The organism is Diplocloster hominis (assembly GCF_032380655.1).
GTDB classification, from domain to species: Bacteria; Bacillota; Clostridia; order Lachnospirales; family Lachnospiraceae; genus Diplocloster; species Diplocloster hominis.
Genome location: NZ_JAWDIY010000019.1, coordinates 12350 through 28819 on the forward strand (window position 1 = coordinate 12350; position 16470 = coordinate 28819).

Here is a 16470-nt window from a genome sequence, read left to right on the forward strand (position 1 = left end):
TTCCTCCTTATCTTTCTGTGATTTTTTGCTGCTATTATTACAGTGTTATATACGCCTTATGTATGAATTCCCGGGCTGATATCCTGGATAGAATAAGCTTGAACGGTATGCGATAATTGCTGAAATAAATATAGCAGTTTCATAGATTTATTGTATCAATAAAGTAAGGGAATGTAAAGTATGTAAAACAATAGCTTACGTACGAAAGTTGATATTGACATATATGTAATAAAATAATATAATATAAGAAAATAAGAAGGAGTAATGCCAAATGGAAGAACGCCATATCAGAATCATTGAACTGGTCAGTATCCATAAGAAAATAGAGGTTTCCAGGCTGGCGGAGCTTTTACACACGTCCCAGGTTACCGTGCGCAAGGATCTGGATATCCTTTCGGATAAAGGGATACTGAAGCGGGAGCGTGGATATGCGATGCTCAATGATGAGGACGATATCAACTATCGGATGGCCTTTCATTATGAGATTAAGCGGAAGATCGCTTTAAGCGCAGCGAAGCTTGTACAGGACGGGGAGACGGTAATGATCGAATCCGGATCGGCCTGTATGCTGCTGGCGGAATTACTGGCTTACGAAAAAAGAGGGGTTACGATCATTACGAATTCGGCCTATCTGGCTTCTTATGTAAAAGACGCGCCAGGAGTTAAGGTCACACTTCTGGGAGGAGATTATCAGCCCAGGGCCCAGGCGATGGTCGGTCCGCTGACGAAGATGTGCGCACAGCAGTTCTGCGTCGATAAGATTTTCGTGGGAACCGATGGGTTTTCGCAGACGAACGGTTTTACCGGTGATAATCTGGTGCGGGCGGACACGGTACGCGCGATGGCTGAGTCGGCGCAAAGGACGATAGTGCTGGCAGACGCGGAGAAATTTACCCGGGCGGGGACCGTATCTTTTTTAAAGCCGTCGGAGGTCTCAGTGGTTATTACGGATTCCGGTATACCCGGAGAGATCAGAGATTACCTGGCCGGTGCCGGTGTACAAGTGCTGGCGGTGGAGTGAAGAGTTTACAGGAAACGGCAGTAATAGAAAATATTAATATAGAAATGCGAAAAGGAAAGGATGGAACAGCATGGAATACTTATTTGACACAGCGAACATCGGGGCGATCAGAAAATATGGGGAATTTATCCCGATAACAGGAGTTACCTCTAATCCCAGTATTGTTAAAAAAGAGGGGAAAATAGATTTCTTTTCCCATATGCGTGAGATACGTTCTATCATCGGTTTGGATAAAACATTACATATCCAGGTAACTGCCCAGGACTATGAAGGGATGATGAAGGACGCTGAGGCGATTCTGAAGAATGTGGATGATCAGGTTTATATCAAGGTGCCGGTAACACTGGAAGGGCTGAAGGTAATCCGGGCACTGCACGGCAGAGGCGTAAATACTACGGCGACCGCTATTTATACAAAGATGCAGGGTTTCCTGGCTATGGAGGCCGGCGCTGACTATATCGCGCCCTATTATAACCGTATGGAAAATATGGGGATTGATGCCAGGGATGTGGTAGGTTCTTTCGCTAAAATGATCCGGGACTATGGATATTCCACTAAGATTCTGGCCGCCAGCTTTAAGAATATGGGACAGGTAAACGAAGCATTTATGGCAGGCGCCCAGACAGCCACTATGGGGATAGATATTATCGAGGGAGCTTTCAGCATGCCGTCGATCCAGCAGGCGGTGGATGATTTCACGGAGGATTGGAAATCAGTATTTGGTGATCAGCTGATTATGGATTTATAAGGAGATTTGATGAAAGAGCGCAAGCGGTCCGGCCGTTTGCGCTTATTTCATTTTATAGGAAAGTGCCCCTATGAAATAAAAGACGCTCCAACTCATTTTCAATGGAATCGGGCTGCCGCGTATGAGAATAGATGCAGACTCACATACTAAACAAAAGAAGAAAGAAGGCGATCGATTGTTTCCAGAGGCCATTTACTACGAAAAGGCGGCACTTGAATATAAACTGGGAGAGGAACTGCGCAGGAAATATTCCGATAAGGAGTGGATACCCATTGAGAACCACAATAATATAGAAGAAATGCGGAAACGGCCCAATAAAGATTTTGGAAAAATGAAGCAGTATCTGATCGTTGGTATCAGAAAGACGCATCGGTATGTGGAGAATCACAAGGTTTCTGATTATCTGGTGCCCTATACTTCCTCCGGATGTACAGCTATGTGCCTGTACTGTTATCTGGTCTGCAATTATAACAAGTGCTCATATCTGAGATTATTTGTAAACAGGGAGCAGATGCTGGAGAGGCTGATCCGGCACGCACAGCGGGCGGATCAGGAGATGGTCTATGAGATCGGCAGCAACAGTGATCTGATATTGGAAAATACGATAACGGGAAATCTGGAGTGGACGATCCGGGAATTCGTTCGGAATCCCAGCGGTATTCTGACCTTTCCCACGAAATTTGATATGGTAGAACCGCTCCTGGCACTGGACCATAAGCGCCGTGTGATTGTCCGCATGAGTCTGAATCCGCAGGAAATCATCCGGACGGTGGAATTCGGGACCTCACCGTTAAATGCCCGTATCCGTGCGTTAAATGCGGTATGTGACGCCGGATACCGGGTAGGGATTCTGATTGCCCCGGTGATCATGGTGGAGGGATGGAAGACGCTGTATGAACAGCTGATCCGGCAGATGGCGGAGCAAATGACGGACCGGGTAAAAAAAGAAGCAGTGATCGAGATTATTTTTATGACCTACAGCTTTGTACAGAACGCGATTAACACGGAGGCTTTTCCCAATGCGGTAAATCTCTATGAGAAGGAACAGATGACCGGACGGGGCAGAGGAAAATACTGCTATCGGAAAGAACTGCGGGAGGAAGGAGAAATATACCTGCGCAGCCTGATCGGGCGGTATTTGAAGGGGATGCATATTCTATATATTGTCTGAAGAGAAAAGAAAGGCGGAATGCGGCTATGAGATCCGGTTACCACCGAGGTCCTCGGTATTTAACAGGTGCAGCTTTATAATCATCAGGAAATAGAACAGGGCGGCCACAGCGATAGACAGGAACAGACAGATGGTGTTGCTGTGTATCAGCCGGGCGCTTCCGGCATAAACCGCGTAGGCGATTCCACCCATTACGATGGAAATCAGGACGGGTTTTAAAAAGGTATCGCCGATTTCCTGGCGATAGTCCAGAAAATTGCGCACGGAGATTCCATTCAATATACACATGAACAGGGAATAAATAATCGTGGCCGCCGCCAGCGCATACAGACCGGCGTCAGTGAAATAAAGCAGCAGGATAAGAGCGATCGTCTGGATTACAAGAGAGATACTGGCATTGCGCACGGGCAGATTTACTTTTCCCACAGCCTGCAGTACCGCATTGGTAAGCGTAGACAGAGAATAAAGAATCACCGTTACTCCAAGACAGCGCAGAAGGCTGGCCGCCAGATCCAGCGAGGCTTTCTGGGGAAACAAAAGCTGCACGATCGGGCGTGCCAGCACAGTCATCCCCACAGCGGCAGGAATAGCGATCAGCATGGTGATGCGGATCGCGTTGCTGATTTTCGCATTGGTCTGGTCCGAATCCCCCAGGGCATAGGTCCCGGAAATGGAGGGGATCATGGCAGAGGACATGGCGGTGGCGATGGCGATGGGAATGTTGGTGATTACAATGGCTTTTCCGGAAAAGATCCCATAGGAGGTGGCGATCTGCGCACCTGTAAGAGTTTTTGTGCTCTCCAGGATTTTGCTGTAGATCGTTTGATTTAAAGAGGTGCTGAAATTATAGATAAAAGTACTTAGGATAACCGGGGTTACCATGAACAGGATGATTTTGCTGATTTCCCGGTAGGATTCGGTCTTATGGCTGGTATCACGTTCGACTCTGCGGACAATCGTACGGCGGTTGAATAAGTACACGGCAAAGACGAAAATCAGAGCGGTTAACACACCGGCGCCGGTACCCAGCGCGCTTCCAGAGGCACCCCGGATCGCTTTCTGTGTCATATCCCCGCCGGTAAAGCTTTGAATCAGCAGATAGGCGGCCAGGATACTGATCACTGCATTCAGGATCTGTTCCAGTATCTGGGACACGGAAGTCTGGACCATGGACCCGTGTGCCTGGAAATACCCACGCAGAACGCCTAACAGTCCCGACAGGAAGATTGTGGGCGCAAAAATGCGCAATACGGGAACTGCATTGCTTCCAACCAGAAAATCCGCGCAGAAAAAGGCAAACAGACTGCCGATGATTCCAGCGACCACTACATAAAGAATGGAACAGCGAAAAATCCTGTGAGCGTTTCGATATTCCTTCAGAGCCAGGCGCTGGGATATGATTTTCGAAATCGCAGAAGGTATACTATAAGAAGAAACCAGTAATATGATCGTATAGATGTTATAAGCGGAACTGTAGTAACCGTTTCCCTCATCCCCGATAATATTCGTCAGCGGACTGCGGTAAAGAATCCCGATAATCCGGCAGAGGATTCCGGCCACGGCAAGAATTCCGGCCTGTTTAATAAATCTGTTATCCGTACTTTTCATCGTTTTCATTCCTGACATTCAACCGATCAAGATTGATTTTTCATATGTAGTATCACAAAGAAAAAAGCCGATTATACAGAATCGGCTTTCTATTCATGCGGGAAAAGGGACTTGAACCCTCACGACCTTGCGATCACCAGATCCTTAGTCTGGCCCGTCTGCCAATTCCGGCATTCCCGCAGTTCTGTGACAAAGCAGTTATGTGATTGCCACAAGTGATATTTTAACAAATGGACCTGCATTAGTCAAGAAGAAAATTGAGAAAGTTTGTCATAAAAATTATCATTCACGGCCGGATGGGAGGGGACTGGCACCTTTCGGCAGTAGAGCCGAGCCTTCCAGCAACTGCGTGGAGAAAGGGGCCTGTCCCAGTTGTTGACTGGAGCAGACTCCTATATACGGAGAAACAGACCTTTTTCCTTCTATAGACCGGCATCCTGGGACAGGCCCCTTTCTCCACGCAGTTGCTGGAAGGCTCGGTTCTACTGCCGAAAGGTGCCAGTCCCCTCCCATCCGCGGTGAATGGTAACAAAATTTGGGGAAATTTGGAGAAATTTATAAAAAAGCATTGACATTTTGCGCAAGAAACGATAGAATATGTTTCGTGAGTTGCGGGAATGCCGGAATTGGCAGACGGGCATGATTCAGGTTCATGTGTACGAATGTACGTGAGGGTTCAAGTCCCTTTTCCCGCACTGAGTAGCCTGTAGATCTGATATGGATTTACAGGTTTTTTTGTTTATATATTTTTAGACAATAAGAGGAATTCGCAATGAAGATAGTGAAAAGTATTGGCAATATATTGATTGGATTATGCTTGCTACTGGCCGTTGTGACTGTCCTGAAGGCAGAGGCCGGACAGCCGGATTCCCTGGTTGGAATGCAGGAAGAGCAGGACCATACGCAGCAGAACAAGACGACGGATGGAGAGCCGTCGGATGGAGAACAGTCGGACAGAGATCACGCAGCCTATAACGACACCGATCATGGGCAGGTAAAAGATCCGAAGGAGCAGACGGATCAAAATACGCAGGACAGCGAAAATAACCCGAAAGAGCTATTGCTGGCCTTTGGCGGGGATGTGCTGTTAAGCGACGGACTGAACGCCGTGTATGACAAAGGCGGGATCGCATCGGTATATGACTCCCGGGTACTGGAGAAGATGCAGGCGGCAGACATCCTGATGGTCAATCAGGAGTTCCCGTTCAGTACCAGGGGCACGGCCATGGAGGATAAACAGTACACTTTCCGGGCAGATCCCAGATATGTACAGATATTGAAAGATATGGGTGTGGATATCGTTACATTAGCGAATAATCATACCCTGGATTTTGGTTCGGATGCACTTCTGGACACGTTGAGTACCCTGGAAGATGCCGGCCTGCCTTATGTGGGCGCCGGAGAGAATCTGGAGAGGGCTTCCCGGATGATCAGTATCGGGAAAGGCGGCAGGAAGATCGGTTTCCTGGGCGCCAGCCGCGTGATTCCGGTGACCGGGTGGTACGCGGGAAAAGACCGTCCGGGCCTGTTCGCGACCTATGATCCGGCACAGATGCTGGAACAGATAACACGAGCGAAGGAAACCTGCGATTATGTAGTGGCATATGTCCACTGGGGGGTGGAGTACGCAGATACCCCGGAAGAGTATCAAAGGCAGATGGCGCAAAAATATATCGACGCAGGGGCGGATCTGGTGGTGGGAAGCCATCCCCATGTCCTTCAGGGCATTGAGTTTTATAAGGGAAAGCCGATTCTGTACAGTCTGGGTAATTTCCTCTTTGGCCAGTGGGCGGGGGAAACGGTGATGGCCGAGATAACCATCAGTGCGGATGGCGAAACCGGATTAAAATTGGTTCCTTTGACGATGAAGAATAATCAGACCTTTCTGATAGAAGAGCCGAAACGGCTGTTTGAAGAGCTGCAGAGAATTTCATTCGGCGTATCTATCAGTGAGGATGGGATCGTGTCATCCAATGCGGAATAACCAGTGAGATTGGACAGGCAGAGACAAAAAAAGACACAGGATACAGAAATTTACCATATACCATCGGTAAAGAATGTATCCTGTGTCTTTTGGTCAGTTGTCCTCAGGCTGATCTTCCATTGTATAGATAGTCCGTTTACGGGCCATTTCATCGCTTTCCAGATATTCATCATAAGTGGTGATCTTGTCGATCAGATGGCCGTTTACGATTTCCATAATCCGGTTAGCTGTAGTCTGCACGAACTGATGGTCATGGGAGGCGAACAGCACGACACCCGGGAACTTGATCAGCCCGTTGTTCAGCGCGGTTATGGATTCCATGTCCAGATGATTGGTAGGCTCATCCAGGATCAGAACGTTGGAGCCGGAGATCATCATCTTGGAGAGCAGACAGCGGACCTTCTCCCCACCGGAGAGTACCTTCACTTTTTTGACGCCGTCTTCGCCGGCAAAGAGCATCCGGCCCAGGAAACCGCGGACATATGTGGCGTCTTTGATCTCACTGTACTGGGTCAGCCAGTCCACGATTATGTCCTCACAGTCAAACTCTTTGGTATTGTCCTTGGGGAAATAGGCCTGGGAGGTGGTAACGCCCCATTTATAAGTACCCTCGTCGGGCTCCAGCTCTCCGGCCAGAATCTTGAACAGCGTAGTTTTCGCCAGCTCATCACCGCCCACAAACGCGATTTTATCCTCATGGCCCACGATAAAGGAGAGATTATCCAGAACCTTGACGCCGTCAATGGTCTTGCTCAGATTCTCCACCGTCAGCACCTCATTGCCGATATCACGGTTCGGGCGGAAATCGATGTAGGGATATTTCCGGCTGGAAGGTTTGATGTCATCCAGCTGTATTTTTTCCAGCGCGCGCTTTCTGGACGTGGCCTGCTTAGATTTGGAAGCATTGGCGGAGAAACGGGAGATGAATTCCTGAAGCTCCTTGATCTTTTCTTCCTTCTTCCGGTTAGCTTCCTTCATCTGGCGGATCAGCAATTGGCTGGATTCATACCAGAAGTCATAATTGCCGGCATAGAGCTGGATCTTGGCGTAATCGATATCCGCGATGTGCGTACAGACCTTATTCAGGAAATAACGGTCATGGGAAACTACGATGACGGTATTCTCGAAATTAATCAGGAATTCCTCCAGCCAGGAGATGGCATCCAGATCCAAATGGTTCGTAGGCTCATCCAGGAGCAGAATATCGGGATTGCCGAACAGTGCCTGGGCTAACAATACTTTTACCTTCTGGCTTCCGTTTAAATCTTTCATAATGGCATAATGAAGATCTGTCTCGATGCCCAGGCCATTTAACAAGGTGGCGGCGTCGGATTCTGCTTCCCAGCCGTTCATGGTGGCAAACTCACCTTCCAGCTCGCTGGCTTTCAGGCCGTCTTCTTCCGTAAAATCTTCCTTGGCGTAGATGGCATCCTTTTCTTTCATAATCTCGTACAGACGGGCATTTCCCATGATGACGGTATCCAATACCGAATATTCATCGTATTTGAAATGATCCTGCTGTAAAAAGGAGAGACGTTCTCCGGGAGTGATGATGACATCACCCTTGGTCGGCTCCAGCTGGCCGGACAGAATTTTGAGGAAGGTGGACTTACCGGCTCCGTTGGCACCGATCAGTCCATAACAGTTACCCTCCGTGAATTTGATGTTGACATCTTCGAACAAGGCTTTTTTGCCGATCCGAAGCGTGACATTACTTGTACTGATCATTTGAAAACCTCATTTTTCTTTCTGAAATACTTTTTCTTTCTTTGATTATGGTTAAATTCATTTCTATTTTACAGGAATCCTATGAATTTGCAAGCCTTTTGTTATAATTTCACGGCCAAATGGGAGGGGACTGGCACCTTTCGGCAGTAGGGCTGTACTTTCCGGCAGCTGCGCAGAGAAAGGGGCCTGTCCCAGGATGCCGGCGTATTCAAAGGAAATAGCGGAGGCTGCTCCATAAGCAGGACTATTTCAGTCAAAATCCGGGGACAGGCCCCTTTCTCCACGCAGCTGCCGGAAAGCACAGCCCTACTGCCGAAAGGTGCCAGTCCCCTCCCATTTGGCCGTGAAATTATAACGGCGTTAAAAATGGTTAAAAAAATTTGAAATCGGGCATTGACATTTTGGGGAATTCACGATAGAATATGATTCGTGAGTTGCGGGAATGCCGGAATTGGCAGACGGGCATGATTCAGGTTCATGTGTACGAATGTACGTGAGGGTTCAAGTCCCTTTTCCCGCATGATTAGTCAGGCGCTGTGTATTAGCAGCGCTTTTTTTTTATTTCATAGGAAAGTGCTCCTATGAAATAAAAAACGCTCCGCGGGGATCGCACTACGGCGGAAAGGAAGAGGCCGCTTACGCGGCCCGCCGTAGGCGGAGAGTTTCGCAAGCGAAACTCTTTTTCATTTTATAGGAAAGTGCTCCTATGAAATAAAAAACGCTCCGCGGGGAGCGCACTATGGCGGAAAGGAAGAGGCCGCTTACGCGGCCCGCCGTAGGCGGAGAGTTTCGCAAACGAAACTCTTTTTGACTTTATAGGAAACTGCGATTTCAGAGTCGCATAAAAAAGAACAAGAGTTTACCGAACATATGTTAGATAAACTCTTGTTTGGGAATGACAATAAGACGACACGGTTTAGAAGATATAAAAACCTTCCACACCAGCCTCGTCATCTAACAAGTCATCTTCATTCAAAAAATAATCCATATCGAGAAGCGCATCTTCGCTCATACGGCGAATGTCCTCGGATGTCATTCCTTCTGGTGGATTATCCATGTATTTTTTACGTAGTTTCTCTGTTTTTAGTTTCATGTAACCGCCCTCCTTGAAAAGGAGTATAGCACAGGCAGGTGGATATGAAAAGTTATGCAGAGGATCTTTTTCCACGAGAGCGGGACATCACTTTCTCGTACATTTCGTCCAGAGAAACTCGTTTATGGTTAAAGTAGAGCTCCAAAAAGAGCATGGTAGTACCGCAATCACATTTTAAAGGGTCATAACCGAAAGAAGAAAGAATTGCATTGCGCCATTGGTTAAAGCTCCTGTAAATATGGTGTTTTTCGCGGGAGATCACACGGTGCAGTTTTTTGTCAACCTCCCGGTGCCGTGCATAGATACCACCATAGCGGATCAATTTGTAATGCTTTTCCTGGATATGCTGGATAAGCCGATCTATGAATTCCAAAGCAGGGATGGTTTCCTCCACATACATGTCATCTTCATGGCGGTTATAGTGGAAAGTAACAAAGTCACCATCATATTTATCAATCCTAGAGGTGGCAATGACAGGACGGCCAAGATAACGTCCAATATATTTAATGGCAGCATTAGGGTCGCATCGGTTAGGCTTGGCGTAGACGTAGAACCCATCCTTATGCTCGCGGTAGCACTGAGATTTAATCTTATTGAAAGAGGGACTGATAAGGGATTCCATTTCATTAAGGAGTGCGGTACGGAAAGCATTGCGTAGAAAAGTGTAGTTGAAGTGATCCATGCTGCGCCAAAAGCCATTGTCACTGAAGCCGCCTTCTGAAATGAGACAGTGGATATGAGGGTTCCATTTTAGGTCCCGTCCGAATGTGTGGAGGACCATGATAAAACCGGGAGTAAAGTTCATGGATTTATTCTGCTTAAAAAACATGAGCGAAACGACGCTGTTAACAGAGTGAAAGAGGCAGTTGAGTAAGACCCGGTCATTTAGAAAAAAAGCGCGGAGGTTTTCATCAATGGTAAAAACACAATGTCTGTGAGTAACATTGACGAGCTTAAAGGACATAGAAGTAGTGCGTTCCATAGCATATTTATTGCCGCAGGTGGGGCAGAACCGGCTGTGACAGCGGAAAGGGACAAACTTAAGGTTACCACAGTGAGGACAGCCATACATGGCACCGCCAAAAGACGGGTCGCCGCAGTTGATCATTTTATCCACGTTTTCAATGACAGAATCACGTGGATGCAAAGTATAAATCATTTCTTCATAATGGTCTTTAAAAATATCTTGTAATATACTCATAAGACTATTATGCAGGAAACCGACACAAAAAGAAACCCCTAATTCCCCCATGAATGGGGGCTAGGGGGTTGAAGTGTCGAAGACACTTTTTTATTTTATAAGAAAATATTCCTCAGAAATTATAAACGCTCCCCGGGGCTCGCACAGCGGCCGAGAGAAAATTGCCGCTTACGCGGCCCGCTGCAGGCGGAGAGTATCGCAAGTGAGACTCTTTTTTATTCTGAAACATTATAGATGGATAATTATGGAAATTTCCCGTGAATTATATTAAAGTATATATCAAGGGGGTTAGCCAGATGAAATCTAGTACATTGAAAGAAATAGCCGAAAAACTGAATGTTTCTGTTTCCACGGTTTCCAGGGCTGTGAATCAGAAAGAATATGTCAAAGAAGAGACGAGGGAACGTGTACTAAGAGCACTTGAGGAATACAACTATGTACCGAATGAGGTGGCGCGGTCTCTGAAAATGAAATCGACCAAAACCATCGGAATCGTGGTCCCGGATATCTGCGAGACACTGTTTGGCATGATTATCAAAGGAATCGATCAGGTGGTATCTCCTCAGGGATATTCGATTATCGTATCCGATACCAATGAAAATAAGAAAAATGAGGAAAAGTATCTGAATCTGCTCTACCAGAAGAGGGTAGATGCTCTGGTGCTTGCGACGGTGGATCTGAAGGGTACGAAAGCTTCGGAGTATATAAAAAGTGGAATTCCGGTCATATTTATCGATAATATACCGGCCCTTGATGCACCGGTGGAATCGGTGACGATAGATAATGCCAAAGCCAGTAAAATGGCGGTGGAATATCTGATCGGAAATGGACATCGGAAAATAGCTGTGATTGGCGGATCTGTCGATGAGACGACCGGGTATGAGCGGATCAGCGGATATCGGGACACATTAAAGGAACATGGGATCGAGGTGGATGAGCAGTTGATCCGTTACGGGATGTACAAAGAGGATGACGGATTCCGGTGTATGCAGGAATTCCTGAATAACCGGGGGCGGTGCGCATTTTCAGCGGTCTACGTGACTTCGGAAATGATGACCTTCGGTGCGATGAAAGCGATCCGCCAATATGGGCTTCGCATCCCAGAAGATATTTCCATTGTGGGATTCGACGTCCATGACAAAGCGGGGCTTGTCTATCCTAGCATTACGACGGTCCGTGAGCCGGAGGTGTTGATCGGAACAAAGGTGGGAGAACTTCTGCTGGCAAGGCTGGGGAAAGAGCAAAAGGATATGGGCAAATCGGAAGCGGATAACAAAGTTCTGCTGGAGCCTGACCTGGAGATCGGGCAGAGTGTCAGATGTATCTTGTAGAATACCCGTTCGTACTTTTAAAGGAGGATATACTAGTAAAACAAATTTATTAATAAGAATTATGTACAGAATTTTTGTGCAATATTTGTGGAAAAGGCCAAAATATCAGTATGGTTATTGACAAATACGTGAGAGGGTGTTAGGATAATTGCAAACGATTGCAGAATTTTATAGAAGCGATTCATAAAGGTAAACATATGACAAGATCAAGTACATTAAAAGAAATTGCCCAAAAGTTAAATGTATCTGTATCCACTGTTTCCAGAGCCGTGAATAATAAAGAATACGTGAAGGAAGAGACGAGGGAGAGGGTATTAAAAGCACTGGAGGAATATAACTACGTGCCGAATGAAGTGGCGCGGTCTCTCAAAAAGCAATCGACCAGAACAATAGGTGTGGTGGTTCCGGATATCTGTGAGACACTTTTTGGGACGATTATCAAGGGAATTGACCAGGTGGTGTCTCCCCATGGATATTCCATTATTGTGGCAGATACGAATGAAAGCAGGAAGAATGAGCAAAAGTACCTGGAACTGCTCTACCAGAAACGGATCGATGCCCTTGTTCTGGCTACTGTGGATCTGAATGGACGGAAAGTGCTGCAGTATCTGAACAGCAAAATCCCGGTAGTATTCATCGATAATATCCCGAAACTAAAGGTGCCGATTGAATCGGTTACCATTGACAACGCCAAGGCCAGTGAGGTAGCGGTGGAGTATCTGATCCGCCACGGGCACCACAGAATAGCGGCAATCGTCGGGTCCATCCAGGAGACGACAGGATATGAACGGGTTGCGGGGTATAAGCGGGCGCTGATGAGTCACGGGATTCCCGTGGATGATAATCTGATCCGGTATGGGAATTATAAAGAAAACGAAGGGTATCTTTGTATGCGGGAGCTTCTGGACAACCGCTTTCAGACTTCCTTTACCAGTGTATATATTATGTCTGAAATGATGACGTTCGGCGCGATTAAGGCGATCAGGCAGTATGGGCTGAGGATTCCGGAGGATCTGTCCCTGGTCGGTTTTGACGTTCATGACAAAGCGGGTTTGGTTCATCCGAGTATCACTACTATAAGGCAGCCGGAGGCTATGATTGGTACGAGAACCGGGGAACTTTTGCTGGAACGGTTGGCTCACATGGAAGCAGGGCAGACTTGTGAGAGGGAAAATGAGAGATTTCTGCTGGAACCCTATTTGGAAATCGGGCAGAGCGTATGGGATGTAATTTAAAATCATTTATTGGAACTATATTTTTTTCGTCTGTATTGCAAACGTTGTCAGCTGAACTTTATTTATAACGTATGGAAAAGAGGTGAAAAGTACACAGACACAGATAAAGTTCGGATAAATGGATCTGTAAATATAGAAAACAGCCAAAAAGGAGGAAAAGAAATGGAATTGGGAAAGAAAACCTGGGTGTTTGCAGACGGAGATCTCCCGCCCCAGGGAGAGGTTGAGCCATTGGGGCACGAGGCGCTGATGATTGTAAATAACGCAGAGAAGGATGCCGAGATAACCCTGGATCTTTTGTTTGAGGACCAGGACCCGAAAGAAGGGATCAAAATCAAGGTGAAATCCAGAAGGGTACACTGTTTCCGCATGGATTATCCTATTGGTGAGGAGCAATATTTGATTCCGAAAGGTCAATTCGCGGTCATCTTAAACAGTAATGTTCCGGTGGTGGCTGTATACGGGCGGCTTGACAGGCGTAAGGACATGGCATATTATCCGGTAACGGGCTTCAGTGTTTGAACTGAATTTTTATTTACCATAACTGCAAACGTTATCTGATAACGTTTGCGGAAGTATTGTTTCCCAAGTTAATCAGAAAGAGCGATGGTAAATTTTAAGAGAAGAAAGGAAGGATTAAGTATGAAAAAGTTGTTAGGTTTGGTGTTGAGTTTAATGTTGACGGTATCCCTGTGTCTGACAGGATGTTCCGGAGGAGACGAGGCAGGACAGACAGGCGGCGGGGCAGATGCCCAGAAGACGGACACAGGAAATACACAGGCGCAGGATACACAAAAAGATGCAGAACAGCTGAATATCTTTTTCGCAACCGCATTTATGACGGTGCCTTATGCGGCGCCCATGAATACGGCAATGGAGGAGTACGCGAAAGAAAATAACATCAACCTCCAGATGGTAGACGGAGAGGGAGATTCCCAGAAACAGCTGGACCAGATTAAAAACGCGGTAACCCAGGGGGTGGATGGCATTATCTACTGGCCTGCGGATGCGGCATCTACTATTCCGGTAGTTAATTATCTGGCAGAGTGCGGCGTACCCTATGTGGTTCTGAATTCGAAGGTAGACGCTTCCGTCCAGGATAAGGTTCCCGCCTATGTGGGCCTGGATTATGAGATGGCGGGAGGGATCAGCGGCGATCTGGCATTGGATTATCTGAAAGATGGGGGTAACGTGGTGGTCGTCGAGGGTGTCATGGGCACGGAGGCCCAAATCGGTTACCTGAAAGGATTTGAAGACAAAATTGCACAGAATGACAAGATCAAGGTTCTTGCGAAGCAGTCCGCAGAGTGGGATACGGCCAAAGCGATGAAGATTATGGAAGACTATATCACCACTTTTGGGGAAGAGATTGATCTGGTATACAGTGAGGACGACGGTATGTATCAGGGAATCGCGGCGGCTCTTTCCGATGCCGGCTTGAGCGACAAGATTAAATGTGTCTGCAACGGGCAGCTGCAGTTCGTGCTGGATCAGATCGAATCGGGCGTACTGTTGGGGGCCAGTTCTCAGGATCCTTCGGTGGAGGGAAGAACAGGTATCGAAGTGATGCATAAGGTGATTATGGGCGAGGAAGTCCCGGAATGGACCAAGATCGACTGCCGGCTGATTACACCGGACAATGTAAATGAATTCAACGGTTGGTAATGTGGTGTAACAGACAGGCAGGCAGCGGTGCCGGTCCAACGGCCGGCACCACTGCCCCGATCATACGGAAAAAAGCTTCACAGAACTATTTTCCGTATCACTTAAGCGCAGAGAATGCGGCACTGGAGGGAATGGTGATACCATACCTGAATTGAGCAGCAGTAAATGCGGCACTGGAGGTAACTATGGAGAGCTATGCACTGGAAATGATAGATATAGTAAAGAATTTCCCAGGTGTCAAAGCGTTGGACAACGTGACTCTGAAAGTGAAAAAAGGAGAGGTCCACGCGATTATCGGTGAAAACGGCGCGGGGAAATCAACGCTCATGAAAGTCCTAAATGGTGTATATCAGGCGGATTCAGGGAGCATTCGGATAGAAGGGCAGGAGGTAAAGATCGGCAATATTAATACAGCCAAAAGCCTGGGAATCAGTTTTGTATTTCAGGAGATTAATCTGGTCCCCACACTTTCCGTGGTGGAGAACTTCTATCTGGGAGCGCTTTTAAAGAATAAGCTGAATATGATCGACTGGCATACCATGACCCAAAACGTAAAAGAGGCACTGGAAAAGATCAATTTTACCCTGGATCCGAAGCGCCGGGTCCTGGAGCTTACGGTGGCCGAGAAACAGATGATCGAGATTGCCAGGGCGGTCTCAGGAAATGCGAAAATAATCGTGATGGATGAGCCAACCTCATCCCTGTCAGAAAATGAAGTGGAGAAATTATTTACCATCATCCATCAGCTGCGGAAACAGGGCATCACGATCATCTATATATCCCATAAACTGGACGAAATCTTTGAGATCTGCGATGAGGCCACGGTGATCCGGGACGGCAGGACGATCGATACCCGCCGGGTGAAAGATTACACGGAAGATCTCATGATCGAACAGATGGTAGGACGCAGTGTGACCATGGAGTTCCCGCACAGGACATCGAAGCCTGGGGAGGTTATATTTTCAGCCACGGATATATGCAGGAAAAATAAAATTTACCATGTGGATCTGGAACTGCGAAGAGGAGAGGTCCTGGGGCTGGCTGGCTTAGTGGGCGCCGGACGCACCGAGCTGTGTGAAACCATAATCGGCGCGGAGAAGATGGAAGCCGGGGAACTTCGGATCTTCGGCAAAAAAGCCAGAGTCTCCAATACGAGACAGGCAAAGCATAACTCGATCGGGATGGTGACGGAGGAGCGCAAGGAAACCGGCCTGGCTCTGGATTTTTCCGTGAAACAAAATATCGTGATCACCAACCTGCAGAAGATCGCCTGGAAAGGAATCTGGCTGAACGCCCGGAAGGAAGAGGCAGCGGCCCGGGAATACATAGAGGAACTGAATATCAAGACTCCGGGTATGAACCAGAAGACCATGTTTCTCTCAGGAGGAAATCAGCAGAAGGTTGTGATCGCCAAATGGCTGTTTTCCGATGTGGATATTCTGATCCTGGACGAACCGACCAGAGGGATCGATGTTGGGGCAAAATTTGAGATCTACCAGCTGATCAACAGGCTGGCCGAGCAGGGGAAGGCGATCCTGATGATATCGTCGGAGATGAACGAAATCATTGGAATGTCGGACCGGATCATCGTTATGCACAACGGTCATAAAAAAGGGGAACTTGAGAAGGACATGATCTCGGCGGAAAATGTAATGCGGCTTGCAGTGGATACGGAGGAGGAATGA

14 protein-coding genes and 3 tRNA genes are annotated in these 16470 nt (G+C 47.3%); 12 read left to right on the forward strand and 5 right to left on the reverse strand.

Annotated features, from left to right (window positions below; translation table 11 throughout):
• The first annotated feature begins 271 nt into the window (after positions 1-271).
• From ABC831_RS16900 to ABC831_RS16910, 3 genes are all read left to right on the forward strand, one after another.
• A complete protein-coding gene (locus ABC831_RS16900) occupies positions 272-1021 on the forward strand; it encodes a DeoR/GlpR family DNA-binding transcription regulator (protein ID WP_343249271.1) in 750 nt (249 codons plus the stop codon).
• A gap of 70 nt (positions 1022-1091) precedes the next feature.
• Positions 1092-1769 carry a fructose-6-phosphate aldolase gene (locus tag ABC831_RS16905; protein WP_343249272.1) on the forward strand — a complete coding sequence of 226 codons (678 nt, stop codon included), beginning with the start codon at positions 1092-1094 and terminating at the stop codon, positions 1767-1769.
• Positions 1770-1890: 121 nt separating this feature from the next.
• Positions 1891-2940 (forward strand): SPL family radical SAM protein, encoded by a 1050-nt coding sequence (locus ABC831_RS16910; protein ID WP_425524600.1) that lies wholly within the window; start codon positions 1891-1893, stop codon positions 2938-2940.
• A 24-nt stretch (positions 2941-2964) separates the two neighbouring features.
• On the opposite strand, the gene ABC831_RS16915 is transcribed toward ABC831_RS16910, so the two are convergent.
• Positions 2965-4548 carry a putative polysaccharide biosynthesis protein gene (locus ABC831_RS16915; RefSeq protein ID WP_343249273.1) on the reverse strand — a complete coding sequence of 528 codons (1584 nt, stop codon included), beginning with the start codon at positions 4546-4548 and terminating at the stop codon, positions 2965-2967.
• 96 nt (positions 4549-4644) lie between these two features.
• Positions 4645-4728: transfer RNA gene (locus ABC831_RS16920), tRNA-Leu, on the reverse strand.
• 431 nt (positions 4729-5159) lie between these two features.
• Between ABC831_RS16920 and ABC831_RS16925 the strand changes: the two genes are divergently transcribed.
• Positions 5160-5243: transfer RNA gene (locus ABC831_RS16925), tRNA-Leu, on the forward strand.
• A 77-nt stretch (positions 5244-5320) separates the two neighbouring features.
• Positions 5321-6532: a CapA family protein gene (locus ABC831_RS16930; RefSeq protein WP_343249274.1), complete on the forward strand. Its 1212-nt coding sequence runs from the start codon at positions 5321-5323 to the stop codon at positions 6530-6532.
• 93 nt (positions 6533-6625) lie between these two features.
• On the opposite strand, the gene ABC831_RS16935 is transcribed toward ABC831_RS16930, so the two are convergent.
• The gene (locus tag ABC831_RS16935) at positions 6626-8260 is read right to left on the reverse strand and encodes an ABC-F family ATP-binding cassette domain-containing protein (protein WP_343249275.1); all 1635 of its coding nucleotides are present in this window, start codon (positions 8258-8260) and stop codon (positions 6626-6628) included.
• Between the two features lie 436 nt (positions 8261-8696).
• Between ABC831_RS16935 and ABC831_RS16940 the strand changes: the two genes are divergently transcribed.
• A tRNA-Leu gene (locus ABC831_RS16940) sits at positions 8697-8780 on the forward strand.
• A gap of 396 nt (positions 8781-9176) precedes the next feature.
• Here ABC831_RS16940 and ABC831_RS16945 read toward each other — a convergent pair.
• Both ABC831_RS16945 and ABC831_RS16950 read right to left on the reverse strand, forming a co-directional pair.
• Complete coding sequence (locus ABC831_RS16945; protein WP_343249276.1) at positions 9177-9353, reverse strand: hypothetical protein; 177 nt, start codon at positions 9351-9353, stop codon at positions 9177-9179.
• 52 nt (positions 9354-9405) lie between these two features.
• A complete protein-coding gene (locus ABC831_RS16950; RefSeq protein WP_425524602.1) occupies positions 9406-10554 on the reverse strand; it encodes an IS91 family transposase in 1149 nt (382 codons plus the stop codon).
• A 257-nt stretch (positions 10555-10811) separates the two neighbouring features.
• On the opposite strand from ABC831_RS16950, the gene ABC831_RS16955 reads away from it, so the two are divergent.
• The 6 genes from ABC831_RS16955 (at position 10812) to ABC831_RS16980 (ending at position 16470) form a co-directional block, all read left to right on the forward strand.
• Positions 10812-11885: a LacI family DNA-binding transcriptional regulator gene (locus tag ABC831_RS16955; protein ID WP_343249278.1), complete on the forward strand. Its 1074-nt coding sequence runs from the start codon at positions 10812-10814 to the stop codon at positions 11883-11885.
• Between the two features lie 158 nt (positions 11886-12043).
• Positions 12044-13120: a LacI family DNA-binding transcriptional regulator gene (locus tag ABC831_RS16960; protein WP_343249279.1), complete on the forward strand. Its 1077-nt coding sequence runs from the start codon at positions 12044-12046 to the stop codon at positions 13118-13120.
• Positions 13121-13282: 162 nt separating this feature from the next.
• Entirely contained in the window at positions 13283-13642 is a 360-nt protein-coding gene (locus tag ABC831_RS16965) for a sensory rhodopsin transducer (protein WP_343249280.1), read from the forward strand.
• 120 nt (positions 13643-13762) lie between these two features.
• Positions 13763-14785, forward strand: a complete 1023-nt coding sequence (locus tag ABC831_RS16970) for a sugar ABC transporter substrate-binding protein (protein ID WP_343249281.1) — start codon at positions 13763-13765, stop codon at positions 14783-14785.
• Positions 14785-14940: a hypothetical protein gene (locus ABC831_RS16975; RefSeq protein WP_343249282.1), complete on the forward strand. Its 156-nt coding sequence runs from the start codon at positions 14785-14787 to the stop codon at positions 14938-14940. The genes ABC831_RS16970 and ABC831_RS16975 overlap by 1 nt, the downstream gene beginning before the upstream one ends.
• A gap of 30 nt (positions 14941-14970) precedes the next feature.
• A complete protein-coding gene (locus ABC831_RS16980) occupies positions 14971-16470 on the forward strand; it encodes a sugar ABC transporter ATP-binding protein (protein ID WP_343249283.1) in 1500 nt (499 codons plus the stop codon).

Coding starts and splice junctions, on each gene's coding strand:
- ABC831_RS16905 (WP_343249272.1), top strand. CDS start 1,092: ATGGAATACTTATTTGACACAGCGAACATCGGGGCGATCAGAAAATAT.
- ABC831_RS16975 (WP_343249282.1), top strand. CDS start 14,785: ATGTGGTGTAACAGACAGGCAGGCAGCGGTGCCGGTCCAACGGCCGGC.
- ABC831_RS16950 (WP_425524602.1), bottom strand. CDS start 10,554: ATGAGTATATTACAAGATATTTTTAAAGACCATTATGAAGAAATGATT.
- ABC831_RS16945 (WP_343249276.1), bottom strand. CDS start 9,353: ATGAAACTAAAAACAGAGAAACTACGTAAAAAATACATGGATAATCCA.
- ABC831_RS16915 (WP_343249273.1), bottom strand. CDS start 4,548: ATGAAAAGTACGGATAACAGATTTATTAAACAGGCCGGAATTCTTGCC.
- ABC831_RS16980 (WP_343249283.1), top strand. CDS start 14,971: ATGGAGAGCTATGCACTGGAAATGATAGATATAGTAAAGAATTTCCCA.
- ABC831_RS16965 (WP_343249280.1), top strand. CDS start 13,283: ATGGAATTGGGAAAGAAAACCTGGGTGTTTGCAGACGGAGATCTCCCG.
- ABC831_RS16910 (WP_425524600.1), top strand. CDS start 1,891: ATGAGAATAGATGCAGACTCACATACTAAACAAAAGAAGAAAGAAGGC.
- ABC831_RS16900 (WP_343249271.1), top strand. CDS start 272: ATGGAAGAACGCCATATCAGAATCATTGAACTGGTCAGTATCCATAAG.
- ABC831_RS16935 (WP_343249275.1), bottom strand. CDS start 8,260: ATGATCAGTACAAGTAATGTCACGCTTCGGATCGGCAAAAAAGCCTTG.
- ABC831_RS16970 (WP_343249281.1), top strand. CDS start 13,763: ATGAAAAAGTTGTTAGGTTTGGTGTTGAGTTTAATGTTGACGGTATCC.
- ABC831_RS16930 (WP_343249274.1), top strand. CDS start 5,321: ATGAAGATAGTGAAAAGTATTGGCAATATATTGATTGGATTATGCTTG.